The sequence below is a fragment of the Streptomyces sp. NPDC048106 genome (assembly GCF_040706415.1).
Lineage (GTDB): Bacteria > Actinomycetota > Actinomycetes > Streptomycetales > Streptomycetaceae > Streptomyces.
In genome coordinates, this window is record NZ_JBEZND010000007.1 from 20,485 (window position 1) to 43,892 (window position 23,408).

Genomic DNA, 23,408 nt, shown 5'->3' on the forward strand with positions numbered 1-23,408 from the left:
AAAACCCAGGGCCGAGCCGGACCGTCGCCCGGGTCAGCGCTCGTAGACGCCGGTCAGGCGCGCGCGGGCGAGGACGGGTGCGGTGACGGCGGCCAGGAGGGCGCGGGGGCGGGCCCGGTCCAGGCGCGGGATGTCCACGGGGGCGGACAGCGCGAACAGCTGGAAGATGTAGCGGTGGGGGCCGTGGCCCTTGACGGGGGCGGGGCCGTGGTAGCCGCGGCCGATGGTGGAGCGCAGCAGCCGCACTCCGGGGCCAGGCCGCCGTCCGTCGAGGGCGCCCGGATCGAGGTGCCCGGACGCCGGGTCGAGCAGGGCGAGGCAGTGCACGGCGGGCTTGGTCAGGGGGACGTCGATGTCCTCGACGACCAGCAGGAGCTGTGCGGTGCCGGACGGCGGCGGGGTCCAGGCCAGGTGCGGGGAGAGGTCGGCGCCGCCGATCGTCTTCGCGCACTGCTCCAGCGGTATCGCCTCCCCGTCGCCGAAGTCCCGGCTGGTCAGGGTCAGCGGCTCGGGGCCGTTCAGGTGGGGCATGTTCCACGCCAGGTGGGTCTCGCCCGCCCTGCGGTTCTTCAGGAGTCGGCCCAGCAGGCTCATCGTGTGACCTCCAGCATGTCGATGATCTCGGCGGTGGTGGCGGCCTCGCCGAGCCCGGGGAAGACGCGTCCGACGCCGTGGCGGCGGAACTCGCCGGCCGCGATCGTGATCAGTGCCATGGTGGTCGGGTTTCCTGTGGACGGGCGAGGGGGGTGTGTCGGGGCGCACTCCGCGAAGGACGGACGGGGACACCTCCGCCGTGGAACTCAGCCTGTTTCCGCCCCGGGCTCCGGGCCCGGGGCGCCGGGGCGCAGGCCGGCGGGCAGCCACCGGGCGGCCGCCGCGAGCAGCAGGCCGAGCCAGCCCGCCGCGAACAGCCAGCCGCCCAGCACATCGGTGGACCAGTGCACCCCCAGATAGATCCGGGTCAGTCCGACCCCCGCGCCCCAGCAGGCGACCAGCGCCGTCAGCAGGCCCCGGCCGCGCGGGGAACGCAGCCACAGCGCCGTGATCAGCAGTCCCGCCGTCAGCGCCGAGGTGGTGGTGTGACCGGAGGGGTACGACCAGCCGGAGGCGAGCGCCCGCCAGTCGGCGTGCGGGGGCCGGGCCCGGCCGACGAGGTCCATCACGCCGTACCGCACGGCCTGTCCCAGGCCGAGGCAGAGCAGGCCCAGCACCACGGCGGCGGTTCGCTGCCGGGTCGTACGGCCCGCGATCAGCCCGGCCACGACCACCAGGGCGTACGGCACCACGCCCGTGCCCGTGTCGGTCAGCCCGCGCGCCGCGGCGGCGGCCGTCGGCGGCCGGTGGCCGAGGGACCAGGCGAGCAGGGCGCGGTCCGGGGGGAGCGGGGTGCCGTGCCGGAAGACCACGACCAGGGTCAGGGCCGCGAAGGCCGTCCATGCGATCAGGCCCACGGCGGCCGCCGACGCCGCTATGCCGCGACGGCTCACGACAGCGACGGCCGACCCGAGGAGGACACCGGGCCCCTCGTCACGGCGTCTCCTTCGCGGCCGCCCGGCGTGAGCGCAGCACCTCCGCGGCGAGCGGGATCAGCGAGACGACGACGATCAGCGCGATCACCGGCAGCAGGTACTTGTCGACATTCGGCACCGAGGACCCCAGCGCGTACCCGCCCAGGGTGAGGCCGAGGCTCCACGCCAGGCCGCCGATCACCTGCCACAGGGTGAACGTGCGGGTCGGCACGCCGAGCGCGCCCGCCATCGGGTTCAGCACCGTACGCACCACCGGCACGAACCGGGCCAGCACGATCGCCTTCGCGTGGCCGTACCGGTCCAGCAGTTCCTCGGCGCGGCGCGCGCCCTCGCGCAGTTTCGCCGAGCGGCTGCGGGCCAGCAGCGTGCCGCCCGCCTTGCGGCCGATGAGGAACCCGCACTGGGAGCCCACCAGCGCACCGAGCGCCGCCGCGACCAGGAGCGGGCCGAGCGAGAGATGCAGCCCGCGGTCGGCCGAGCCCGTGCACAGCAGGCCCGCCGTGAACAGCAGCGAGTCCCCGGGCAGGAAGAACCCGATCAGCAGGCCCGTCTCCGCGAAGAGCACCACGCCGACGCCGAAGACGCCGAAGGCGGCCAGCAGCGAGTGGGCGTCGAGCACGTTGACCGCGAGCTGCGACGCCAGATGTGGGGGAGTGGCCACAGCCGCACGCCCTTTCCTTCGACTTGCTTCGACAACATGTGACTACACATTTGTAGACGGTAGCCCGGCGCCCCCGCGAACGCGCACAGGGGATCTTTCCGGGCTTTACCCTGGCATTGCCGATTCGTGACCGGTTGCCAATGAAGGTGTGGTCATCATGGTCGCGAAGGTAAGGCATGCCTTCGCTAAGTTACCGGGAGGGTCGCAGGGCATGTGGGACGACGCGTTTCCGAGTTTCCTGATCGGACTGAGGGAGGGACTCGAAGCCGGACTCATCGTCTCCATCCTGGTCGCCACCCTGGTGCGCGCCGAGGCACGCTCCCGGCTGCCGCAGGTGTGGACCGGTGTGCTGGCCGCGATCGCCGTCGCGATGAGCTTCGGCGCGGTCCTCACCTTCACCGCCGCGTCCATGCCGCAGACGGCCCAGGAGGCGTTCGGCGGCATCCTCAGCGTGATCGCCGTCGCGTTCGTCACCGCCATGGTGTTCTGGATGCGCCGCTCGGCCCGCAACCTCTCCAGCGAGCTGAAGCAGAAGGTCACCGGAGCCCTCGCCATGGGCTCCGGCATGCTGATCCTCACCTCCTTCCTGGCCGTCGGCCGGGAGGGGCTGGAGACCGCGCTGTTCCTGTGGACCACCGCCCAGGCGGCCGGTGAGTCCGCGGGCCCGCTGACCGGCGCCGCCGTCGGCCTGGTCCTCGCGACCGGCCTGTGCTGGGGCCTGTACCGCAGGGTCCTGAAGATCAACCTGACGAAGTTCTTCACCGCCACCGGCGTCGTCCTCATCGTCATCGCCGCGGGCGTCCTCGGCTACGGCCTGCGCGACCTACAGGAGGGCGGCGTACTGCCCGGCAAGGCGGCCTACGCCGTCGACCTCGCCGGCAGCATCGACGCCGGGTCCTGGTACAGCACCCTGGTCCAGGGCGTCTTCAACCTGACGCCCACCATGACCTGGCTCCAGGTGGTCGCCTACGTCGCCTACCTCGCCGTGGTGATGACCCTCTTCGTGCGCGGCGTGCGCGCCACCGCCCCCAAGCCCGCTCCCGCGCCGGCGCGGCCCGCCGCCGAGGGGTCCGACCCGAAGCCCGCGGCCCGGCGCCGCCCGGTCTGGGTGGTCCCGGCCGCCGTGGTCGCCGTACCCGCAGTCATCGCCGGACTCTTCGTCGCCCTCGGCCGGCCCAAGCCCGCCGGGGACCAGACCGTCGCCGTCTCCGCGAGCGACTGCGGCAAGGGCTTCACCGCGCCCAAGCCCGGCCGGCAGACCTTCCGGATGCAGAACACCGGCAACCAGGCATCCGAGGTCTACCTGGTCGACCCGTCCACCAACGCGGTCTACGGCGAGATCGAGGGCCTCGCCCCCGGCACCACCCGCGACCTCGTCGCCACCGTCGCAGGCGGCACCTACGCCTGGCGCTGCGTCCCCGCGAACGGTAAGGCCGTCACCTCCAAGCCGGTCACCGTCACCGGCGGCGGCGCGGCCAAGCCGGTCGCCCCCGTCTCCGAGCAGGACCTCACCGCGCCCCTGGCGTCGTACAAGGCGTACGTCGGCAAGGGCCTGGACACCCTCGTCGGCCAGACCCGCACCCTCCAGCACGACATCGAGGGCGGCCATCTGGACAAGGCCCGCACCGACTGGCTCACCGCCCACCGCACCTACGCCTCCCTCGGCGCCGCCTACGGCACCTTCGAGGACTTCGACCAGAAGATCGACGGCCGCGCCGACGGCCTGCCCGGCGGCGAGCACGACAAGGACTTCACCGGCTTCCTCCGCCTGGAGTACGGCCTGTGGCACGGCCAGTCGGCCAAGGAGCTGACCGGTCCCGCCCGGCAGCTCAGCACGGACGCCGCCGGGCTGCGCAAGGCCTTCCCGAGCCAGGACTTCGACCCCGGCGACCTGCCGCTGCGCGCCCACGAGATCCTGGAGAACACCCTCCAGTTCGAGCTGACCGGCGACACCGACGAGGGCAGCGGCACGAACCTCGCCACCGCCGACGCCAACCTCACCGGCACCCGCGAGCTGCTCACCGTCCTCAAGCCGCTGCTCACCCACCGCGCCCCCACGGTGCTGCCCACCGTCGGCACCGACCTCGACCGGGTGCAGAAGCTGCTGGACGCGGCCCACGACGGCGGCCACTGGACCCCCGTCGAGAAGCTCCCCGCCGCCGACCGGCAGCGCCTGAACGGGGCCACCGGCCAGCTCCTGGAGGACCTCGCCCCGATCCCGGACCTGCTGGAGATCCGGAAGTCCGCCTGATGATCACCGCGCACCCGCACCCCGAAGGGAACCCGCCCATGTCCACCGCCGACACGCCGTCCTGCCCCGTCGGTCCCGCCCGCCGCTCCTTCGTGCGCGGTGCGCTGGGCGCCGGCGCCGCCGGAGCGGTCCTGGCCGGCGGCGGCTTCGCGCTCGCTCAGAGCGGCGGCACGGCCGAGGCCCAGGCGAGCGGCCCGGACGGCCGTACCAAGGTGCCCTTCCACGGCGCCCACCAGGCCGGGATCACCACCCCGCAGCCGGCCGCCGCCGCCTTCGTCTCCTTCGACGTGACAGCCGACGACCGGGACGGCGTCGCCGACCTGCTGAAGACCATCACCGAGCGGGCCCGCTTCCTCACCTCCGGCGGCGCCCCCACCGACCTCGGCGTCGGCGCGCCGCCCTCCGACAACGGCATCCTCGGCCCCGAGGTCCCCGCGGACGGCCTCACCCTCACCGTCGGGGTCGGCTCCTCCCTCTTCGACGACCGCTACGGCCTCGCCAAGGCCCGGCCGGCCCGGCTCGTCCCCATGCGGACCTTCCCGAACGACAACCTGGACCCGGCCGAGTGCCACGGCGACCTCTCGCTCCAGATCTGCGCGCAGAGCAGGGACACCGTGCTGCACGCCCTGCGCGACATCGCCCGGCACACCCGCGGCGCGATGCAGGTCAAGTGGCGCATCGACGGCTTCCAGAACGCGCCCCGGCCCACCGGCGCGCAGCGCAACCTGCTCGGCTTCAAGGACGGCATAGCCAACCCGGACGTCAACTCCGCCCGCGAGACGAACAAGCTGATCTGGGTCGGCGACGGCCAGGGCGAGCCCGCCTGGGCCACCGGCGGCAGCTACCAGGTCGTGCGGATCATCCGGATGCTGGTCGAGTTCTGGGACCGGGTCTCGCTCACCGAGCAGGAGAAGATGTTCGGCCGCCGCAAGGACACCGGCGCCCCGCTGGACGGCGCCAAGGAGACCGACGTCCCCAACTACGCCAAGGACCCGCACGGCAACGCGATCCCGCTGGACTCCCACATCCGCCTCGCCAACCCGCGCACCGCGGCGTCGGACAGCTCCCGCATCCTGCGCCGCGGCTACAACTACGACCGGGGCGTGGACAACGTCGGCGACCTCGACATGGGCCTGGTCTTCTGCTGCTACCAGCAGGACGTCAAGCGCCAGTTCGAGGCCGTGCAGACCCGGCTGATCGACGAACCCCTCGTGGACTACATCTCCCCGACCGGCGGCGGCTACTTCTTCGCCCTGCCCGGGGTCCGGGACGCCCGCGACTGGCTGGGCCGGGGCATGTTCTCCGCCTGACCCGACACCCGCCCCTTTGCCGCTCTCCTGCCCTGGGGGAGCGGCCTTTTCCTGCTCACGGGCTTTTCCCGGCCATGGGTAAGGTCTGTCACGCCCTTTACTGCACATGAGTTGCAAGTACGGGACCATGGCACATGGTCGTGCTGTGCGGCCGTACCCGTATGACGTGAGGAATGACCTTCCCGATGACGGCCGCCCCTGGTTCCGCTCCGTCCGTCCCCGCTCAGGCCGGCCCCAGGCCGTCGGCCTGGCACCGCGTCCGGCGTTCCATGACGCGCCAGGAGTGGATCAGGCTCGGCTCGATGGCCGCCTTCGTGCTCGCCCTGCACGTCATCGGCTGGGGCGCGCTGGTCGGCGTGATCGCGCCGCAGCACTTCAGCGTCGGCGGCGAGTCCTTCGGCATCGGCATCGGCGTGACCGCGTACACCCTGGGCATGCGGCACGCCTTCGACGCCGACCACATCGCGGCGATCGACAACACCACCCGCAAGCTGATGGGCTCGGGGCAGCGCCCGCTGTCCGTCGGCTTCTGGTTCTCCCTCGGCCACTCCAGCATCGTCTTCGGTCTCGCCCTGCTGCTCTCCCTCGGCATGAAGAGCCTGGCCGGACCGGTCCGCGACGACGACTCGCACCTCCACCAGGTCACGAGCCTCATCGGTACGACCGTCTCCGGCGCCTTCCTCTACCTCATCGCCGGGATCAACCTCGTCATCCTGGCCGGCATCTGGAAGGTCTTCCGGAAGATGCGCACCGGCCACTACGACGAGGCCGCGCTGGAGACCCAGCTCAACAACCGGGGCTTCATGAACCGCCTGCTGGGCCGGGTCACCGGCTCGGTCACCAAGCCGTGGCAGATGTACCCGCTGGGCCTGCTGTTCGGACTCGGCTTCGACACGGCGACCGAGATCGCGCTGCTGGTCCTCGCCGGCTCCGGCGCCGCCTCCGGCCTGCCCTGGTACGCCATCGTCACCCTGCCGGTGCTGTTCGCGGCCGGCATGTCGCTGCTGGACACCATCGACGGCTCGTTCATGAACTTCGCCTACGGCTGGGCGTTCTCCAAGCCGGTCCGCAAGGTCTACTACAACCTCACCATCACCGGCCTGTCCGTCGCCGTCGCCCTCATCATCGGCTCCGTCGAACTCCTCGGTCTGTTCGCCGACAAGATGGACCTGCACGGCTTCTTCTGGGACTGGGTCGCCGGGCTCGACCTCAACACGGTCGGCTTCGTCATCGTCGGCCTCTTCTTCGCCACCTGGGCGCTCGCGCTGCTGGTGTGGAAGGCGGGCCGCATCGAGGAGAAGTGGACCTCGGGCCTGGCCGAGCAGTCCGCCGACTGAGCCCGAGCGGTCCGCCGGCCGAGCCCGAGCGGCCGAATCCGGCTCCGGCGGGGTTGACGTCCCGGCTGCGGGAAACGCGGACCGGGACCGCCGCGCGAGCACCGAAGGAGGCGATGATGAGCGACGCGCAGACTCCCATGGGGGACGACGCCTACCAGCCCACCGGGACCAACGAGGAACAGGAGGACGCCGCGCCCCTGGACCCGCAGGACACGGTCGGCGAACGCTCCTACGACGACATGCTCGACGAGGGCTACTCCCCGCCCGAACGCCCCCTCGGCGTCACCAAACACGGCACCACCGCCGCCGAGCAGCGCGCGGGCGAGACCCTGGACGAACGCCTCGGCCAGGAGGTGCCCGACCAGGGCGCACCGGTCGGCGACGACATAGGCGACCTGGCCGGCGGCGAGGGCGAACCCGTCGACCCGGAGGCGGGCGACGCCCGCGCGGGCCGCCTGCTGGCCCCGGACGAGGGCGCCCACCCCGGCACGACCAAGGAGCAGGTAGCCGAGGACGTGGGCATCGACGGGGGAGCGGCGGGCGCGGAAGAGGCCGCGGTGCATGTCGTGCCGGACGACACGGACCTGCCGGAATGACCCGACGAACCGTGGCTCGCGGCGCGCGGAGCCTCTCCTGAGCAGCGGACGGACACCGGCTGAGCAGCGGACGGGCACCGGCCGGGCGGTGATGACGCCGCCCGGCCGGTGCCCGTCGAAAAACCTATGGCAGCAGCTTCTCGATCGCCGACGGACCCTCCGTCTCCAGCTTGCGGCGCGCCCAGTCGAGCGTCTTCGGGGTGATGTCCCTGCCGGCCGCCATCACCAGGTCCTCCGGGGTGACGTCCTTCTGGGGAGCCGAGTGGAGCAGAGAGTCCGGGGTGCGGTGGTCGTCGGGCGACCGGGACCCTCCAGTTGCGGATGTCGACATGTTGCCTCCTCCTCGGTCCGGATGACCGCATCCGTGCCGGTGCCGCCGAACGGGGCACCCTCTCACCATTGCCCGCCGCGGCACACCCTGCATCCGGAAGGCGCGTCGGCGACGGGTGAGGAGCGCGTGCCCACTCCATCGCGCCGTACTCACTCCTAAGCTGGATACATCGGGGACGACATCGCGCACCCGCCCCGGGAGGCCGCCGATGAGCCAGACACCGTTCGCCGCGGACACCTCCGCGGGCCCCCGCTACCTGCCCATCGCCGAGCACGGCCTGATCGGCGACCTGCGCAGTGTCGCCCTGGTCGGCAGCGACGGCACCATCGACTGGTACTGCTCGCCGTCCTTCGACTCGCCCAGCGTCTTCGCGGCCATCCTGGACGCCGAGCGCGGCGGCTGCTTCGAACTGGCCGCCGCCGTCCCGGCCCGCACCAAGCAGTTCTACTTCCCCGACACCAACGTGCTGATCACCCGGTTCTTCACCGAGGAGGGGGTCGGCGAGGTACAGGACTTCATGCCCGTCACCGCCGGCGCCGGGCAGTCCTGCGAGACGGTGCGGCACCGGCTGATCCGGCGGGTGGTGTGCGTGCGCGGCCGGGTCCCCTTCCGCGCCCTGATCGCACCCCGCTTCGACTACGGCGCCGCCCCGCACACCGTCCGCGAGACGGACGGCATGCTGCTGTTCGAGTCGCCGGACCTGGCGCTCGCCCTGACCGCGACCGTGGCCGTGGAGTGCGACGGCCGCGACGCGCGTGCCGAGTTCAAGCTCGGCGAGGGCGAGACGGCGGTCTTCGCCCTCGACCAGGCCGGCGCGGCGATCGCCCCGCGCGGCTGCGCCCACGCCGAGGCCGAGCACGAGTTCAACGCGACCGTCACCTACTGGCGGCGCTGGCTGCAGCAGTCCCGCTACCGGGGCCGCTGGCGCGAGATGGTGCACCGCTCCGCCCTCACCCTCAAGCTGCTCACCTACGCCCCCACCGGCGCCATCGTCGCCGCCCCCACCGCCGGCCTGCCCGAGCAGCTCGGCGGCGAGCGCAACTGGGACTACCGGTACGTGTGGGTGCGCGACGCGGCCTTCGCCGTCTACGCGCTGCTGCGGCTCGGCTTCAGCGGCGAGGCCGAGGCGTTCATGCGCTTCCTGACCACCCACATCAGCCCCGGCGACGGCGCGCCCTCGGGCCCGCTCCAGATCATGTACGGCATCGACGGCCGCACCGACCTGCCCGAACGCGAGCTGCCCCACCTGGAGGGCCACCAGGGCTCGGCCCCGGTCCGGGTCGGCAACGCCGCCGCGAAGCAGCTCCAGCTCGACATCTACGGCGCCCTGATCGACTCCGTCTACCTCTACGACAAGTGGGCCCAGCCCATCTCCAGCGACCAGTGGGACGACGTGACCCAGCTCGTCGAATGGGTCTGCGCGCACTGGGACCAGCCCGACGAGGGCGTGTGGGAGACCCGGGGCGGCCGCAAGAACTTCCTGTACTCGCGGCTGATGTGCTGGGTCGCCGTCGAACGCGCCATCCGGCTCGCCAACCGGCGCGGCCTGCCCGCCGAACTGCTCCGCTGGCGGCAGACCCGGGATACCATCTACCGGCGGATCATGGACCGCGGCTGGTCCGAGCGGCGGCACGCCTTCGTGCAGCACGAGGACGGCGACGTCCTGGACGCCTCCGTGCTGATGATGCCGCTCGCCAAGTTCATCGCCCCGACCGACCCCAAGTGGCTGTCCACCCTGGACGCCCTCACCGAGGAACTGGTCTCCGACTCGCTGGTCTACCGCTACGACCCCCTGGTCAGCCCAGACGGCCTGCGCGGCGACGAGGGCACCTTCTCCATCTGCTCCTTCTGGTACGTCGAGGCACTGGTGCGGGCAGGCCGGGTGGACGAGGCCCGGCTGGCCTTCGAGAAGATGCTCACCTACGCCAACCATCTCGGCCTGTACGCCGAGGAGATCGGCCGCACCGGTGAGCAACAGGGCAACTTCCCGCAGGCGTTCACCCACCTCTCGCTGATCAGCGCCGCCTTCAACCTCGACCGCGCCCTCGGCTGACCCGGCCGCAGCGGTGTGTCCGCAGGTCGCACGGGTACCCGGCCCGACGAAAGGCGACAGACAGGCCGACACAAGGAGGAGACCCGCATGACCAGCACCAGCGAGACCGGCCACCTCACCGGCACCCGCGACAAGGACTACAACCTGATCTGGTACGTCGAGTCGTGCCTGAACAACGCCCTGCGCCTGGAGACGTACATCCAGGACGCCGAGCGCGACGGAGACAGCGAGACCGCGGAACTGTTCCGCAAGGCCCAGGCGGACAGCCGCAAGGGCGCCGAACTCGGCAAGCAGCTGCTGCGCTCGCGCCTGGGCGGTTGACCGCCGGGCCCCTCGACCCCGCGTCCGGACGGCAAGGTCGCCGGGCAGCGGCCGCTCCGGCTACGGCAGCGGCTGCTCCGCCCAGATGATCTTGCCGTTCGGCGTGTAGCGGGTGCCCCAGCGGTCGGCGACCTGGGCGACCAGGAACAGTCCCCGGCCGCCCTCGTCGGTGCTCGCCGCGTAGCGCAGATGCGGGGAGGTCGTGCTGCGGTCGGAGACCTCGCAGATCAGGGCGCGGTCGCGCAGCAGCCGTACCCGGATCGGCGGCCGCCCGTAGCGGATGGCGTTGGTGACCAGCTCGCTGAGGATCAGCTCGGTCGTGAACGCCAGGTCCTCAAGACCCCACGTGTCCAGCGCCCGGGTGACCGCGGAGCGCACCTCGGAGACGGCCGCCGGATCGGACGGCACCTGCCACTCGGCCACCCGGTCCGGGCCCAGCACCCGGGTCCGGGCCACGATCAGCGCCACGTCGTCGCTCGGCCGGGCCGGCAACCGCTCCAGCACCGAACGGCAGGTCGCCTCCGGAGAGGTGTCCGGCGTCTGGCGCAGGGCGTCCGCCAGCAGCTCCAGGCCGACGTCGATGTCCCGTTCCCGGTCCTCCACCAGACCGTCGGTGTACAGCACCAGCCTGCTGCCCTCGCCCAACTCCAGATCGACCGTCTCGAACGGCAGCCCGCCCAGGCCCAGCGGCGGCCCGGCCGGCATCTCCGGGAACTCCACGCGCCCGTCCGAATGCGCCAGCGCGGGTGGCGGATGGCCCGCGCGGGCCATGGTGCACCGCCGCGACACCGGGTCGTACACCGCGTACAGGCAGGTCGCGCCGGTCACCGCGGCGCCCTCGTCCGGGTTCTCGTCCTGGTCGATCCGGCTCACCAGCTCGTCCAGCAGACCGAGCAACTCGTCGGGCGGCAGGTCCAGCGCGGAGAAGTTGTGCACCGCCGTGCGCAGCCGCCCCATGGTCGCCGCCGCGTGCAGGCCGTGCCCCACCACGTCGCCCACCACGAGCGCCACCCGGGCCCCGGACAGCGGCAGCACGTCGAACCAGTCGCCGCCCACCCCGGACTGCGCCGGCAGATACCGGTAGGCGATCTCCAGCGCGCCCTGCTCGGGCAGCGTCCGCGGCAGCAGGCTGCGCTGGAGCGTCACCGCCATGCTGTGCTCGCGCGTGTACCGGCGGGCGTTGTCGATGGACACCGCGGCCCGCGCCACCAGCTCCTCGGCGAGCGCCAGCTCCTCGGTGTCGAACGGCTGCGGCTTCTCCGAACGCCAGAAGTGCGCGAGGCCCAGCACCAGACTGCCCGCCCGCAGCGGCACGGTGATCAGCGAGTGGATGCCGTAGTGCAGCACCTTCTCCGTGCGCTCCGGCTCCTGCGCCCGCCAGCCCGGCGCGTCGCGCAGCCGGGGCTCCACCACCGACCGCCCGCTCGCCAGGCTGCGCGCCTGCGGTGAGGACGGCACCAGCCGGATCCGCTCGTCCACCGGATACAGCGGGGGGTCCTTGCGGACGCCCACGCTGGCCACCCGGCGCAGCGCGCTCCCGGGCCGCGGGTCCTCGCCGTTCAGCACCGGCTCGAACAGGTCCACGGTCGCGAAGTCCGCGAACCGGGGCACCGCCAGCTCCGCCAGTTCCTCGGCGGTACGGGTCACGTCCAGACTGGTGCCGATGCCCACCCCGGCGTCGTACAGCATGTTGAGCCGCTCCCGGGCCACCTCCGCCCGCCCGGACACCGCCCGCAGCTCGGTGGAGTCGCGCAGCGTGGTGACGCTGCCGGCCGGTCCGCCGCGCAGCTCGGTGGGCCGCTGGTTGATCGCCAGGAGGCGGTCCTTGACCAGGTGCACCTCGTCCGTGGCCACCCGCCCGGAGGTCAGCAGCCGGGCCGTGTCGTCGTCCAGGCCCAGCTCCAGGACGTGCCGGCGCTCGGCGTCCCCGGGCAGGTCGAGCAGGCGCTGCGCCTCGTCGTTGGCGAGCAGCAGCCGGCCGTCGCGGCCGACGATCAGCACCCCCTCGCGGACCGCGTGCAGCACCGCGTCGTGGTGCTCGTACATCCGGGTCATCTCGTACGGCCCGAGACCGCGCGTCTGGCGCAGCAGCCGTCTGCTGACCAGTGCGGTGCCGGCGGTGGCCAGCGCGAGTGCCGCCGCGGCCGCCGCGAGCAGCAACGGGAGCTGCTGGTCGGCCGTCCCGCCCACGTGCGCGGTGGTGATGCCGGCCGACACCAGCCCCACCACGGTGCCGTTCGCGTCCTTGACCGGCACCACGCTCTGCACCAGCGGGCCGAGCGTGCCGTTGACCTTCTCCACGACGATGCCGCCGGACACGGCCGGGCCGATGGTGCCGACGAACTTCTTGCCTATGCGGTCGGGAAGGGGGTGCGTGTAGCGGATGCCCTGCGTGTTCATCACGACGATGAAGTCCACGCCGGTCGCCTTGCGGGCGGCCTCGGCCTGCGGCTGGAGCACCGCCGACGGGTCGGGGGAGCGCAGCGCGGCGGCCGTGCCGGGCGCGTTGGCGAACGTCTGCGCCACGGCGAGCGAGCGGTTACGGGCCTCGGTGTCGCTGTCGTGGCGCACCTGGAGCACCTGGGCCACCACGGCCGAGACCACCAGCAGCAGCACGATCACCACCTGGAGCACGAACACCTGGCCGGCGACGCTGCGGCCGGTCACCGCCGCCCACAGCATGCCGGGGCGGTCGCCGTTCGCGCCGGGGCCGTCCGGCGGCGGGGCCAGCGGTGCGCGCGGGTGCCCGAAAGGTCGGGGCGGCCGGGACACGGGCCGGCCGGGCAGTCGCACCATGTGCCCATGTCTACACTGCCCGACGCCATCAAGCGAGAGCGTCACACCGGGGCCCGGCGTCGTGGGAGGTGGAACGGCAGTACGAGGGGTGACGGCGGGGCGGCGCCGGACCGCGCGTGCGGCGGGGGACTCACACCACTGCCTCACCCGGGTGGCGGCGCGGGGGAGCGGCTCCTAGTAATGGACTGCGTACTGCGCGTGCCGCGGACGGGGGAGTCAGGTGCGGCCGCACTCCTGCACTGGAGCCGAGATGACCACCCGCTCTTCGTCCACCTGTCCCGACGACTCCCTCATACGCCCGGCACCGGTCACGGTCGGTGTCCGCGTGCCGCCGGTCCGGGTCCTGACCCGGACCGCACCGCCACCCGGGTCCCGGCCCGAGCGGTCGCCCGGAGCTGCGCACGAGGGGGACGGCCGGTACGACGATCCACTGCTCGGCCTGGTCCGTACGGCCGTCACCACCCGCCCGCTGGAGGACGTCGTCCGCCTCGTCACCCTGCTGGAGGGCTCCCCCGAGCACGCGCGGACCCTGGCCGAGGCGGTGCGCACGGCTGGACTCGACCGTTCCGTGGCGGACGTCACCCGACTGGCGGCCCTGCTCACCCGGCCGCCGAGGGACCCCGCCGGCGCCGACGCCGTACTCCGCGCCGCCGCCGGGCAACGCCCCGTGGCGGACGTCAGCCAACTGCTGCGGCTGCTGCACCGAACCCCGCTGGAGCCTCGCTGCGGGCGGACCGCCGTCGAGGCGGTGGCCACCGGCCGGTCCGTCGAGGAGCTGGCCGAGCTGATCGGCAGGCTGGCCGCGGACCACCCCGGGCCTGAGCGTCCGCCCGAGGCGCCGGAAGGCGAGGCCTCGGAGGGCGAGGCGGCGGCTCCTGAGCCCGCCGCCCCTCCGGAGAGCGAGCCGAGATGGCCCGGGACCCCACCACGCCGGGCGCCACGGCTCAAGGTCCTCCGGCTCGCCTCCGCGCCCGCCCTGGCGCCGGTTCCCCGGAAGCCCCCCGTCCTCCGTTCCCCGGCCGAGACCGGCGTGCGCGCCGCCGCCGTCCTGGTCTTCCTCTGCGGAGCCGCCCACGCGCCCCGCTACTGGGCCGGGCTGTCGCACGGACTCCTCGGCGCCACGCTCGTCGCCTCCGCGCTGTGCATGCTCCTGGGCCTCGCCCTGCCCGCGCGGGCGGCGCACGCCCGGCTCGGCGCGGCGGCGGCCGCCCTCGCGGTCACGGCGGGGCTCGGCGCCGGGCAGGCGCTCGGCGGGCGGTTCGGGCTGCCGGACCCGGCGCGGCTGTGGGCGGCGACGCTGGCCCCGCCGTGGCTCGCCGGTACGGCCGCGGCGCTCGCCGCGCTCGCCGCCCTCGCGGTGGTGCTGGCCGTCCTGCTCGGGGTCAAGGGCCCCGGCAGCAAGGGGAGTTGACTCAGCTCACGGGTCCGCCGGCGGCCACGGGCCGCAGCACGAGGTGACCGTCCACGCGGGCGGCGGCCATCGCGAAGGGGGCGCTGTCCGCCGCCAGACACAGCTCCACGTCCTCGGGGTGCACCCCCGCCCAGCCCCGGCGCACCCCCTCGGCGAGCCGCGCCGCGGCGGCGGAGCGACGGGCCCGCGCCAGATAGGGGTCGGGGCGGGTGCCGGCCTCGCGCACCCGGGCGGCGATGTACTCGGCGCAGGCCAGATCCTCCTCGGCCCGCCCGTCGTCCCCGGTGACGACGAAGGTCACCGTCCGCGCGCCCGTCCCGCGCAGCACCTCGGCGGTCGTCCCGGCCACCGGGAAGCTCGCGCACAGCACGAGCCCGGCGTCCGCCACGGCCAGCGCCCCGGTCGTACCGGCGGTGGTCTTCTGCACGATCGTGCGGCCGCGCACATCGAGCGAGCGCAGCCGCGCGGGCGAGTTGGCGAGGTCGAAGCCCGGCACCGGAGCCCCGTCCTGGAAGGCGAGCCAGCCCGGATTGCGGGCCTTCAGCTCCAGCGCCTCCTCCCGCGTGCCGGCGAACACGATCCGCTCGGCACCGCGCCGGAACGCCGAGGCGGCCACGGTGAACGCGCGCATGACGTCGATGACGACGGCGATGTCCGGGGCGGCCGGCGCGTCGGATATCCCGGTGAACACGGTCTGCATCGCACCATGGTCCGCCACCCGCCGCGGCTCACGGCAGCCCGGGCGTCCCCGGTGGCCCCGGGCGGGCGGCGCGCAGGCTGCGCAGGGCGAGGAGCAGGACGCCGATGTCGTCCAGGTAGACCGGATCGGGCAGCAGGTCGGCGGGGAGCAGCAGATAGGCCACCGCGCCCCAGAACACCCAGCGCGGTCCCGTCGGCAGCCCGGCCCGCAGCAGCGCGCGCCGGGTGCGCACCAGGCGTACGAGCAGGGCGACGGCGCCGGCGAGCAGGCCCGCGGCGACGACGGCGGCGACGATCAGCAGCAGGGTGGTGGAATCCATCGGGGCTCCTTGTGCGGCACGGGGCCTACGACGGCAGCTCGGGGGACGGCGGGTCGGTGCCGTCGGCGGGGCCCTCGGGGGCCGCCTTCGCCCGGCCGGGCAGACCGGGGAACCGCAGCCGTTCGAACGTCCGGGTGAGCTGCTGGAGCGGTGCCGGGGTCCGGGCGGCGGGCCGCTGCTGCGGCAGGGCGGGCGCGGGTACGTCGCGGTAGGCGGCCAGCGCCTCCAGGGCCTGCTCGGCGGCCTGCTTGTACAGGTCCCGGGACTTCGTCATGGCCTCCAGGGCCTCGGCGTACATGGCGACCAGCCGCCGCTCCCGGTCGAGCTGCTCCTGGTGGGTCATCAGGGTCCAGTTGTCCCTGAGGTCTGCCAGCGCCTCCGCCGCGTCCCGCGGTGCGGGCCGGGGCAGGGCGACGAAGTGCCGCAGGGCGGCGAAGAGTTCGGTGGGCTCGGAGCCGTCCAGGAAGACGCTGCGCACCCGGTGCGGTGCGCCGTCGTAGTCCGTCGGCGCCGGGTCCGGCGGCAGGAGTACGGCGCCGCCGCGCGGCACTTCGACGCCGAGGTCCTTCAGCGCCCAGTTGACGCCGCGTAGCTGGTGCGGGGCGGCGCGGTGCTCCACGACGCGGTGCCGGAGGCCGGGCGGCAGCAGGCGGGCCAGCGGCAGCCGGCCCTGTTCGTCGGGGGTCATGGCCTCGTGCACGACCAGATTGACGCACCAGGCCTCGCGGGCCGCGTCCCGCAGCCGGCGGCGCATCTCCTTGTCGTCCGCGGGCAGCGCGTTGACCTGCCGGAAGCGCAGGCCCGCGACCGTGGCGTGGTGGTCCCAGGAGCCGTCGTCGCCGGAACCGCCCTCGGGCCAGAACAGCGTCGCGGGCGAGGGCCAGCCCTCGTCCCAGGGCCGCTCGGCCTCCGCGACGAGGCGCCACTCGTGGCCCTGCGGCCTGTTCCGGCGGGGTTCGAGGGTGAGCCGGGCCCGTACGGTCACCGTGCCGCCGGCCCGCCAGCGCGCCTCGAAGATCCTGGGGGGTGGGCCGCCCTCGGACGTGTCCTCGGGCGCGGGAGGCTCGGCGAAGTCGTCGATGTCCCCGCTCTCCTTGTGCCGGCGCAGGGTGCGGCGGACGACGTCCTCGGGGGCGGGACCGGTGTGACGGCCGCTGGCCGCCCAGACGGACTGCGGGATGGCGGCGCGGTCGGTGGCGGAGTTCGACATAGGCCAATCTGCTGATGGGGGCGGGTGCGCCTCCCAGTATCGCCGCTCACCCCGCCGAAACGTAGACGGCCCCGCGCCCGCGCGCCGCACCGGCCCCGCCGGCGGTTCCGCGGCCGCCCATGCCAGGACCCACCCGCGTGCCCCACCCTCGGGGTGCGCGGGTGGGGCACCCGTGCCGGAGGGTCAGGCGCCGCTCGCGCGGAGCATGTCCTCACGCTCGACGATCTTCACGCGCTCGCGGCCCTGCGGTTCGCCCAGGGCGCGCTCGGCGGCGTCGAGGCGGTACCAGCCCTCCCACGTGGTGTAGCGCACGTCGCGCTCGGCGAGGAAGGCGTCCACGGCCTCCGGCGCGGGCGAGGCGGGGGTGTGCAGCCGGCCGGCCGCGTGGTCGGCGAGCAGGTTCGCCACCGTCTCGTTGGCGTCGCCCTTGGTGTGGCCGATGAGGCCGACGGGGCCGCGCCGGATCCAGCCGGTGACGTAGGTGGACTGGAGGTGCGTGCCGCCCTCCTCGATGACCCGGCCGCCCTCGTCCGGGACGGTGCCCGAGCCGAGGTCCCAGGGCAGCTTGGGCAGCTTCTCGGAGAGGTAGCCGACCGCGCGGTAGACGGCGGTGACGTCCCAGTCCTTGAACTCGCCGGTGCCCTTGACGTTGCCGGTGCCGTCGAGGGCGGTGCGCTCGGTGCGCAGGCCGACGACCTTGCCGTCCTCGCCGAGGATCTCCGCGGGGGACTCGAAGAAGTGCAGGAACAGCTTGTGCGGACGGTCGCCGACGTCGCGGATCGCCCAGTTCTCCAGGGTCTTGGCGACCATGTCGGCCTGCTTGTTGCCGCGCCGGGTCTCGATCGAGCCGGCGTCGTAGTCGATGTCCTCGGGGTCGACGATGACCTCGATGTTGGGGGAGTGGTCCAGCTCGCGCAGCTCCATCGGGCTGAACTTCGCCTGGGCCGGGCCACGGCGGCCGAAGACGTGGATCTCCAGCGCCTTGTTGGCCTTCAGGCCGTCGTAGACGTTCTGCGGGATCTCGGTCGGCAGCAGCTCGTCCGCGGTCTTGGCGAGGACGCGGGCCACGTCCAGGGCCACGTTGCCCACGCCGAGCACCGCGACCTTCTCCGCCTGGAGCGGCCAGGTGCGCGGGACGTCCGGGTGGCCGTCGTACCAGGAGACGAAGTCGGCGGCGCCGTAGGAGCCGTCCAGGTCGATGCCGGGTATGGACAGCGCGCGGTCGGCCATGGCGCCGGTGGAGAAGATCACCGCGTCGTAGAAGGCGCGCAGGTCGTCCAGGCTGATGTCCGTCGGGTAGTCGACGTTGCCGAACAGCCGGATCTGCGGCTTGTCCAGCACCTGGTGCAGGGCGGTGACGATGCCCTTGATGCGGGGGTGGTCGGGCGCGACGCCGTAGCGGATCAGGCCGAACGGGGCGGGCATGCGCTCGAAGAGGTCGATGGACACGCCGGGGTCGGCGGCCGTCTCGGACTTGAGCAGGGCGTCGGCGGCGTAGATCCCGGCGGGGCCGGCTCCGACGATGGCTACCCGCAGGGGGCGCGGCATGATCAGTTCCCTTCGAGTGAAACAGTCGACTCGATCGGGAAGCCTAAGCTAAGGCAGTCCTAAGTAGGTACGGGGGTCCCGCCTATGACCTCATAAGGACACCTTATGACTTCCCCAGGGGTGCCTTATGAGTGCCGTCGGGGGTCCCCCCGGGCACCGGCTCCGGCCGTCTCAGGCGGCCTGGACGGTCCGCCGGGCGAGCTCGTACGCGGGCAGCATGGCGTCGTGCTCGTCCGTGTCCATCCCGCCCAGGTGGACGACGACCGGACCGTCCGGCGTGTCCACGGCGAAGGCGCTCTCCTTCTTGGTCTCGTCCAGGAGCTTGCTGGTGTACAGGTACTCCACCTCCACGCCGTGCAGGCCGCCGTCCGCCGTGAAGTCCCGGTACGTCTCCTCGCTGACGTCGCCCTCGGCGGCGACGAACCCCCGCAGCACGCCGCGCAGGTCGTCGTGGGCCGCCTCGCCGGTCCAGACGCGCAGGAAGCCGATGTTCCCGGCCGGTTTGGCGTCGATCTCGCAGGCGGCCGTCACCGGGCCCTGGCGCAGGAGCGCGTCGGTGAGCGCCCCGGTGAGGTCGTCGTCGGCGCCCTTCGACGCCTTGGCCGCGGACGCCCCCGCGTCGATCGACTCGGCCTTCCAGTCCTTGGCGATGTCGAAGCGGACGGGCAGCGCGCAGGGCGAACCGGCGGCGCCGATCGTGCTGCCGCGCACCGTCGCCGGGGCCTTCGTCCCGGCCCCCGCCGCGTGCGTGCTCGCCGGGTCCTTGCCCGTACCGTGCCCCGCCCCCGCGCAACCGCCCAGTACCGCCGCGAGCGTCACCGCCGCGACCGCCCGGACCCCGGCCTTCCCCACCCTGACCTGCATTGCCGTCTCCCCTCCGGTTCAGCGCGCTCACTGTAACCGAGGGCGCGGAACCGGGGAGAGGCCCTATTCGGCGGGCCGTCGGCAGTACAGGAACACGTGCGGCTCCGGTGCGGCGTCGGGGTGCGCCGGCGCGAACTCGGTGCGCTCCTCCGCCAGTACGGTCAGTCCGGCCCGGCCGGCCAGTGACCTGAACGCGTCCGTGCCGAAGCTCGTCACCCGCACCGGCTGACCCATGAAGAGTCCCTCGGCGTTCTCGATGTCGAAGGGTACGGTCGCCAGCACCACGAACCCGCCGGGGCGCACCGCCCGCGCCAGCCGGCCCACCACGGCCTCCTGCTCGGCCCGGTCCATCTGGAGCAGCGAGAAGTAGGCGCAGGCCGCGTCGAACGACCCCTCCTCCAGCGGGAGTTCACGGATGTCGGCCCGGCGGAACTCGGCTCCGGGCACCTGCCGCGCGGCCAGCTCGACCATCACCGGGGACACGTCGACGCCCAGTACCCGGTGACCGGCGTCCGCCAGGGTCTCGGCGGTCGGCCGGCCGGTTCCGCAGCCGACGTCCAGCACCCGGCTGCCCGGCGCCAGCCGCTCCAGCAGCCACCGCAGGGACGCCCGGTGCGCCTCGGAGGAGGCGAACGCCTTCTCGTAGTCGAGACCCAGCGCGTCGAACACCACGGCCGCCGGCACCCGGCGTTCCTCCTCGGCCACCACGGCTCCTCCCGTCGCACGGCACGGACCCGCATCGCGCGGACCGGTACGGCATCGATCGGCACGTCACCGATCGGCTCGGCACGGACCGGCGCGGCACGGACCGGCACGGGGCCGATCGGCTCCGCACCGACGCCCGGCATCCTCGCACCCGCGCGGCGCGCCCACAACGGCACGGGCGAAGGCCCGTTTGCGCACCGCGCGCCGGACCCGGCAGGGTGCGGGTGTGCCCACCTTGCTGATCGTCCACCACACCCCGTCGCCCCACTGCCAGGCCCTGTTCGAGGCCGTCGTCTCCGGTGCCACGGCACCCGGGATCGAGGGCGTCCGGGTCGTTCGCCGCGCGGCCCTCGCGGCCACCGCCGCCGACGTCCTCGAAGCCGACGGCTACCTCCTCGGCACCCCCGCGAACCTCGGCTACATCTCCGGCGCCCTCAAACACTTCTTCGACCAGATCTACTACCCCTGCCTGGACGAGACCCGCGGCCGTCCCTTCGGCTACTACGTCCACGGGGGCAACGACGTCACCGGCGCGGTGCGCGCCCTCGACTCCATCACCACCGGCCTCGGCTGGCGCCGCGCGGCCGAACCGGTCACCGTCACGGGTGAACCCGGCCGCACCGGCACGGAGGCCTGCTGGGAACTGGGCGCCACCCTCGCGGCGGGCCTGTCCGACTGACCCGCCCGGTCACGCCGCCCGGCGGCCCCCGGCCCAGCCGTGCTCGCGCAGCGGCCCCACCTCCAGGCCCCGCTGCTCACAGGTGTCCAGGATGCGCGGCAGGGCGCCGAGGGTGGCGCGCCAGGAGCCGGGGGCGGAGGTGCAGTCGGAGTCGTGGAGCAGGATGGTGCCGCCCCCGCGCAGATCGCGGACGACGGTCCGGTGCACCGATGAAGGGGTGGCCCGGGCGGTCCAGTCTTCGCCCCAGCAGGTCCACAGCACCGGCGTCAGGTCCAGCCGCCGGGCGGCCAGATGGGCGGCGGCCGACATCACGCCGTAGGGCGGCCGGAACAGGGCCGGGCGCCGGCCGGTGAGATCGCCGACCAGGTCCCGCGCGCGGGCGAGGTCGTCGTGGGTCGCCCGGGGACCGCGCAGCAGCAGCGGGCGGTGCAGCCAGCCGTGGACGCCGATCTCATGGCCCTCGGCGGCGATCTCGCGCACCAGCCCGGGGCTGCGCCGGGCCTCGCGGCCGAGCAGGAAGAAGGTCGCGCGGACCCCGCGCGCGGCCAGCGCGCCCAGGAACAGGGGAGTGGAGCGGGGATCGGGCCCGTCGTCGAAGGTGAGGGCGACGTGCCCGGCCCGGCCCCGCCCGGACAGCCGGGGCATGGCGCGGTTGCGCAGGGGGCCGAACGTGGAGATCACCGGCGCGGCGTGCACGGCGGCGAGGACGGGCAGCGCGGCCAGCGCGGTGCCGCGCAGGGCGGGGGTGACGGTCATGGGCGGTGGCTCTCCGGGTGCGGGGCGCCCGGGGCGCCGGTGTGCGGGGTGTCCGAGGCGTGGCCGTCGCCGTCGAAGTCCAGTTCGTGGCCGAGGGCGTGCATCAGGCGGGGGCCGTCGTCGGTGGTGGCGACCGCCGTGCCCAGCGCGGTCGCCCACAGGGCGCACGCCACCGCCGCGACGGCGGCGAGCCGCCGCGGGCGCCGGCTGTGCCGTCGTGCCGGGGCCGGTGCGGCCGCGCCCGCGGGGGCCGCGCGGGCGATGCGCGCGATCTCGGCGGCGGGGCCGTGCGCCGGGTCCGCGAACAGCGCCAGTCCGGCCGCGCGCTGCCGCAGCCCGCGCGCCCCCTCGGCCAACTCGGACACCACCGGGGCGAGTTGCCCGGCATCCCGGATCCACGCGGCGACTCCCGCCTCCGCCAGGGCGGCGGCGTTGGTCTGCCCGTGGCCGGGTATGCAGCGGTAACTCGCGACCGGCAGCCCCGCGGCGAACGCCTCCAGGGAGGTCAGCCCGCCGGCGTTCTGCACCAGCACGTCGGCGGCGTGCATCAGGCCGGGCATGTCCTCCACCCACCCGAAGGCGTGGTCGACGCCGTCGGCCCGCAGCCGGGCGGCCAGCGCCTCGTTGCGGCCGCACACCACCACGGGGACCGCGACCCCGGACGCCCGCAGCTCCAGGGCCACCTGCCGGACCGGGCCCACCCCCCACGAACCGGCGACCAGCAGGGCCAGCGGCGCGTTCGCGGGCAGGCCGAAGCGGGCACGGGCGGCGGCGCGCGCGCCCTCGTCGGCCGGGCGGAAGCGCGGGTCGGTGACCGGTCCGGTCACCCGCACGTCCCGGGCCCCGGCGTCCCGGGCCTGTCCGGCGGGCACGGCGTGTGCCGCGAGATGGACGTCGATGCCGTCGGCCACCCACAGCGGATGCACCGAGAAGTCGGTCAGATAGGTGAGCGCCGGGACGGTCAGCCGGCCGGCCCGGCGCAGCCCGCCCAGGACGCGGCTGGCGCCCGGGTAGGTGGAGACGACCGCCCGGGTGCCCGCCGGCAGTGCCCGCAACACCCGCTCCTCGGCCCCGCGCAGCAGCGCCGCGGCCAACGGGCCGCCGCCGCCCGCGCGTTCGGTGCTGCGATAGATGCGCTGGTAGGCCCAGGGCGCTGTGAGCAGCATCCGGTGGTAGCCGTCCCGGATGAGCCGGCCGGTCCCGGCGGGCAGCAGGTCCAGAAGGTCGAGCCGGTCCACCACGAACCCGTCCGCCGTGAGCCGGCGGGCCAGCTCCGCGGCGGCTCCGTCGTGCCCGGCACCGACGCCGGCGGACAGGAGCGTGACCCGTTCGGCCGCCGCGGCGGGCACGGCCGGCGGCGCGGCACGCAGGGTGGCGGCCGCCAGGGCCCGCAGATGGGCCGTACTTCCGAGGTGGGGCATGGGTGTGCCTTCCGCGCGAGAGCAGCGAGAACAGCAGGAGGGAGGTCCGCGCGGGTGCCGGGCGGAGCGACCGGAACTCTACAACATGTAGTAGATGATCTCGTACGAGATGTAGTAGCAGGCGGGTAGGCTGGACACCGAAGCGTCAAGCCCAGGCAAAAGGCCGACAGGGAGCGGGAGGAGGAGCGAGAAGTGCGCGAGCGAGGGAGCGGCGATGCCGGGGAGCCGGCCGGCCGGAGGGCGCGCGGCGAACTGGAGAGCGGCGTGCTGGCCGTGCTCTGGGCCGCGGACGGACCGCTGACCGCCCGGCAGGTCCTGGCCGGGCTGCCCGGCGACCTGGCGTACACCACCGCGCTGACCATCCTGTCCCGCCTGTACGACAAGGGGATGCTGGTCCGGCGGCGGGAGGGCCGCGGCTACGCCTACGCCCCCGCGCGGGACGAGGCGTCCGACACCGCCGCCCGGATGCGCACCCTGCTGGACCGCGGCTCGGACCGGGAGGCGGTGCTCGCCCGGTTCGTCTCCGAACTCTCCGCGGCGGACGAGCAGTTGCTCCAGCGGCTGCTCACCGGGTCCGAGCCGGACCGCCCCGCCGAGGAGTCGTGACCGG

The 23,408-nt window shown here is 74.0% G+C and carries 23 protein-coding genes; 9 read left to right on the top strand and 14 right to left on the bottom strand.

What is annotated here, in order from left to right:
* Window positions 1-33: 33 nt before the first annotated feature.
* From AB0927_RS09285 to AB0927_RS09300, 4 genes are all read right to left on the bottom strand, one after another.
* Window positions 34-594: a YbhB/YbcL family Raf kinase inhibitor-like protein gene (locus AB0927_RS09285; protein WP_366666920.1), complete on the bottom strand. Its 561-nt coding sequence runs from the start codon at window positions 592-594 to the stop codon at window positions 34-36.
* Window positions 591-713: a hypothetical protein gene (locus AB0927_RS09290; protein WP_366666921.1), complete on the bottom strand. Its 123-nt coding sequence runs from the start codon at window positions 711-713 to the stop codon at window positions 591-593. Before AB0927_RS09290 ends, AB0927_RS09285 begins: the two co-directional genes overlap by 4 nt.
* Window positions 714-800: 87 nt before the next feature.
* Window positions 801-1,487, bottom strand: a complete 687-nt coding sequence (locus tag AB0927_RS09295) for a phosphatase PAP2 family protein (RefSeq protein ID WP_366666922.1) — start codon at window positions 1,485-1,487, stop codon at window positions 801-803.
* 40 nt (window positions 1,488-1,527) lie between these two features.
* Window positions 1,528-2,190: a DedA family protein gene (locus AB0927_RS09300; protein WP_366666923.1), complete on the bottom strand. Its 663-nt coding sequence runs from the start codon at window positions 2,188-2,190 to the stop codon at window positions 1,528-1,530.
* 211 nt (window positions 2,191-2,401) lie between these two features.
* Between AB0927_RS09300 and efeU the strand changes: the two genes are divergently transcribed.
* The 4 genes from efeU to AB0927_RS09320 all read left to right on the top strand — a co-directional run bounded on the left by efeU (window position 2,402) and on the right by AB0927_RS09320 (window position 7,684).
* Window positions 2,402-4,441 (top strand): iron uptake transporter permease EfeU, encoded by a 2,040-nt coding sequence (efeU, locus tag AB0927_RS09305; RefSeq protein ID WP_366666924.1) that lies wholly within the window; start codon window positions 2,402-2,404, stop codon window positions 4,439-4,441.
* Between the two features lie 38 nt (window positions 4,442-4,479).
* A complete protein-coding gene (gene efeB / locus AB0927_RS09310) occupies window positions 4,480-5,751 on the top strand; it encodes an iron uptake transporter deferrochelatase/peroxidase subunit (RefSeq protein WP_366666925.1) in 1,272 nt (423 codons plus the stop codon).
* 185 nt (window positions 5,752-5,936) lie between these two features.
* Window positions 5,937-7,088, top strand: coding sequence for a HoxN/HupN/NixA family nickel/cobalt transporter (locus tag AB0927_RS09315; protein ID WP_366667100.1), 1,152 nt, complete (start codon window positions 5,937-5,939; stop codon window positions 7,086-7,088).
* 113 nt (window positions 7,089-7,201) lie between these two features.
* The gene (locus tag AB0927_RS09320) at window positions 7,202-7,684 is read left to right on the top strand and encodes a DUF5709 domain-containing protein (RefSeq protein ID WP_366666926.1); all 483 of its coding nucleotides are present in this window, start codon (window positions 7,202-7,204) and stop codon (window positions 7,682-7,684) included.
* Window positions 7,685-7,808: 124 nt separating this feature from the next.
* Here the strand turns inward: AB0927_RS09320 and AB0927_RS09325 are convergent, their stop codons facing one another.
* Window positions 7,809-8,015 (bottom strand): hypothetical protein, encoded by a 207-nt coding sequence (locus AB0927_RS09325; protein ID WP_366666927.1) that lies wholly within the window; start codon window positions 8,013-8,015, stop codon window positions 7,809-7,811.
* Between the two features lie 208 nt (window positions 8,016-8,223).
* Here AB0927_RS09325 and AB0927_RS09330 point away from each other — a divergent pair, with 208 nt between their 5' ends.
* Window positions 8,224-10,068: a glycoside hydrolase family 15 protein gene (locus AB0927_RS09330; RefSeq protein WP_366666928.1), complete on the top strand. Its 1,845-nt coding sequence runs from the start codon at window positions 8,224-8,226 to the stop codon at window positions 10,066-10,068.
* A gap of 87 nt (window positions 10,069-10,155) precedes the next feature.
* The gene (locus AB0927_RS09335; RefSeq protein WP_366666929.1) at window positions 10,156-10,389 is read left to right on the top strand and encodes a hypothetical protein; all 234 of its coding nucleotides are present in this window, start codon (window positions 10,156-10,158) and stop codon (window positions 10,387-10,389) included.
* Between the two features lie 60 nt (window positions 10,390-10,449).
* Here the strand turns inward: AB0927_RS09335 and AB0927_RS09340 are convergent, their stop codons facing one another.
* Window positions 10,450-13,071 (bottom strand): SpoIIE family protein phosphatase, encoded by a 2,622-nt coding sequence (locus AB0927_RS09340; protein ID WP_366667101.1) that lies wholly within the window; start codon window positions 13,069-13,071, stop codon window positions 10,450-10,452.
* Between the two features lie 364 nt (window positions 13,072-13,435).
* Here AB0927_RS09340 and AB0927_RS09345 point away from each other — a divergent pair, with 364 nt between their 5' ends.
* Window positions 13,436-14,596: a hypothetical protein gene (locus AB0927_RS09345; protein ID WP_366666930.1), complete on the top strand. Its 1,161-nt coding sequence runs from the start codon at window positions 13,436-13,438 to the stop codon at window positions 14,594-14,596.
* Window position 14,597: 1 nt separating this feature from the next.
* On the opposite strand, the gene AB0927_RS09350 is transcribed toward AB0927_RS09345, so the two are convergent.
* The 6 genes from AB0927_RS09350 to AB0927_RS09375 all read right to left on the bottom strand — a co-directional run bounded on the left by AB0927_RS09350 (window position 14,598) and on the right by AB0927_RS09375 (window position 19,942).
* Window positions 14,598-15,296 (bottom strand): 2-phosphosulfolactate phosphatase, encoded by a 699-nt coding sequence (locus AB0927_RS09350; RefSeq protein WP_366666931.1) that lies wholly within the window; start codon window positions 15,294-15,296, stop codon window positions 14,598-14,600.
* A 28-nt stretch (window positions 15,297-15,324) separates the two neighbouring features.
* A complete protein-coding gene (locus AB0927_RS09355) occupies window positions 15,325-15,615 on the bottom strand; it encodes a hypothetical protein (RefSeq protein ID WP_366666932.1) in 291 nt (96 codons plus the stop codon).
* 25 nt (window positions 15,616-15,640) lie between these two features.
* Window positions 15,641-16,825, bottom strand: a complete 1,185-nt coding sequence (locus AB0927_RS09360) for a hypothetical protein (protein ID WP_366666933.1) — start codon at window positions 16,823-16,825, stop codon at window positions 15,641-15,643.
* Window positions 16,826-17,008: 183 nt separating this feature from the next.
* The gene (locus tag AB0927_RS09365) at window positions 17,009-18,373 is read right to left on the bottom strand and encodes an FAD-dependent oxidoreductase (RefSeq protein ID WP_366666934.1); all 1,365 of its coding nucleotides are present in this window, start codon (window positions 18,371-18,373) and stop codon (window positions 17,009-17,011) included.
* A gap of 171 nt (window positions 18,374-18,544) precedes the next feature.
* On the bottom strand, window positions 18,545-19,237 hold the full coding sequence (locus AB0927_RS09370; protein ID WP_366666935.1) for a lipoprotein: 693 nt from the start codon (window positions 19,235-19,237) through the stop codon (window positions 18,545-18,547).
* A 63-nt stretch (window positions 19,238-19,300) separates the two neighbouring features.
* A complete protein-coding gene (locus AB0927_RS09375) occupies window positions 19,301-19,942 on the bottom strand; it encodes a class I SAM-dependent methyltransferase (RefSeq protein WP_366666936.1) in 642 nt (213 codons plus the stop codon).
* Window positions 19,943-20,168: 226 nt separating this feature from the next.
* On the opposite strand from AB0927_RS09375, the gene AB0927_RS09380 reads away from it, so the two are divergent.
* Entirely contained in the window at window positions 20,169-20,621 is a 453-nt protein-coding gene (locus AB0927_RS09380) for an NAD(P)H-dependent oxidoreductase (RefSeq protein ID WP_366666937.1), read from the top strand.
* A 9-nt stretch (window positions 20,622-20,630) separates the two neighbouring features.
* Here AB0927_RS09380 and AB0927_RS09385 read toward each other — a convergent pair whose 3' ends face one another.
* Window positions 20,631-21,377 (bottom strand): polysaccharide deacetylase family protein, encoded by a 747-nt coding sequence (locus AB0927_RS09385; protein WP_366666938.1) that lies wholly within the window; start codon window positions 21,375-21,377, stop codon window positions 20,631-20,633.
* Window positions 21,374-22,798, bottom strand: a complete 1,425-nt coding sequence (locus tag AB0927_RS09390) for a UDP-N-acetylglucosamine--N-acetylglucosamine transferase (protein ID WP_366666939.1) — start codon at window positions 22,796-22,798, stop codon at window positions 21,374-21,376. The genes AB0927_RS09385 and AB0927_RS09390 overlap by 4 nt, the downstream gene beginning before the upstream one ends.
* 192 nt (window positions 22,799-22,990) lie before the next feature.
* Here AB0927_RS09390 and AB0927_RS09395 point away from each other — a divergent pair, with 192 nt between their 5' ends.
* Window positions 22,991-23,404, top strand: coding sequence for a BlaI/MecI/CopY family transcriptional regulator (locus AB0927_RS09395; RefSeq protein WP_366666940.1), 414 nt, complete (start codon window positions 22,991-22,993; stop codon window positions 23,402-23,404).
* Window positions 23,405-23,408: the final 4 nt, after the last annotated feature.

Bases quoted from the DNA above. Each gene is read 5' to 3' on its own strand.
- AB0927_RS09370 (WP_366666935.1), bottom strand. From the start codon at position 19,237: ATGCAGGTCAGGGTGGGGAAGGCCGGGGTCCGGGCGGTCGCGGCGGTG.
- AB0927_RS09350 (WP_366666931.1), bottom strand. From the start codon at position 15,296: ATGCAGACCGTGTTCACCGGGATATCCGACGCGCCGGCCGCCCCGGAC.
- AB0927_RS09330 (WP_366666928.1), top strand. From the start codon at position 8,224: ATGAGCCAGACACCGTTCGCCGCGGACACCTCCGCGGGCCCCCGCTAC.
- AB0927_RS09340 (WP_366667101.1), bottom strand. From the start codon at position 13,071: ATGCTGTGGGCGGCGGTGACCGGCCGCAGCGTCGCCGGCCAGGTGTTC.
- AB0927_RS09325 (WP_366666927.1), bottom strand. From the start codon at position 8,015: ATGTCGACATCCGCAACTGGAGGGTCCCGGTCGCCCGACGACCACCGC.
- AB0927_RS09285 (WP_366666920.1), bottom strand. From the start codon at position 594: ATGAGCCTGCTGGGCCGACTCCTGAAGAACCGCAGGGCGGGCGAGACC.
- AB0927_RS09335 (WP_366666929.1), top strand. From the start codon at position 10,156: ATGACCAGCACCAGCGAGACCGGCCACCTCACCGGCACCCGCGACAAG.
- AB0927_RS09385 (WP_366666938.1), bottom strand. From the start codon at position 21,377: ATGACCGTCACCCCCGCCCTGCGCGGCACCGCGCTGGCCGCGCTGCCC.
- AB0927_RS09315 (WP_366667100.1), top strand. From the start codon at position 5,937: ATGACGGCCGCCCCTGGTTCCGCTCCGTCCGTCCCCGCTCAGGCCGGC.
- AB0927_RS09360 (WP_366666933.1), bottom strand. From the start codon at position 16,825: ATGTCGAACTCCGCCACCGACCGCGCCGCCATCCCGCAGTCCGTCTGG.
- AB0927_RS09390 (WP_366666939.1), bottom strand. From the start codon at position 22,798: ATGCCCCACCTCGGAAGTACGGCCCATCTGCGGGCCCTGGCGGCCGCC.
- efeU (WP_366666924.1), top strand. From the start codon at position 2,402: ATGTGGGACGACGCGTTTCCGAGTTTCCTGATCGGACTGAGGGAGGGA.
- efeB (WP_366666925.1), top strand. From the start codon at position 4,480: ATGTCCACCGCCGACACGCCGTCCTGCCCCGTCGGTCCCGCCCGCCGC.
- AB0927_RS09355 (WP_366666932.1), bottom strand. From the start codon at position 15,615: ATGGATTCCACCACCCTGCTGCTGATCGTCGCCGCCGTCGTCGCCGCG.
- AB0927_RS09365 (WP_366666934.1), bottom strand. From the start codon at position 18,373: ATGCCGCGCCCCCTGCGGGTAGCCATCGTCGGAGCCGGCCCCGCCGGG.
- AB0927_RS09290 (WP_366666921.1), bottom strand. From the start codon at position 713: ATGGCACTGATCACGATCGCGGCCGGCGAGTTCCGCCGCCACGGCGTC.
- AB0927_RS09345 (WP_366666930.1), top strand. From the start codon at position 13,436: ATGACCACCCGCTCTTCGTCCACCTGTCCCGACGACTCCCTCATACGC.
- AB0927_RS09320 (WP_366666926.1), top strand. From the start codon at position 7,202: ATGATGAGCGACGCGCAGACTCCCATGGGGGACGACGCCTACCAGCCC.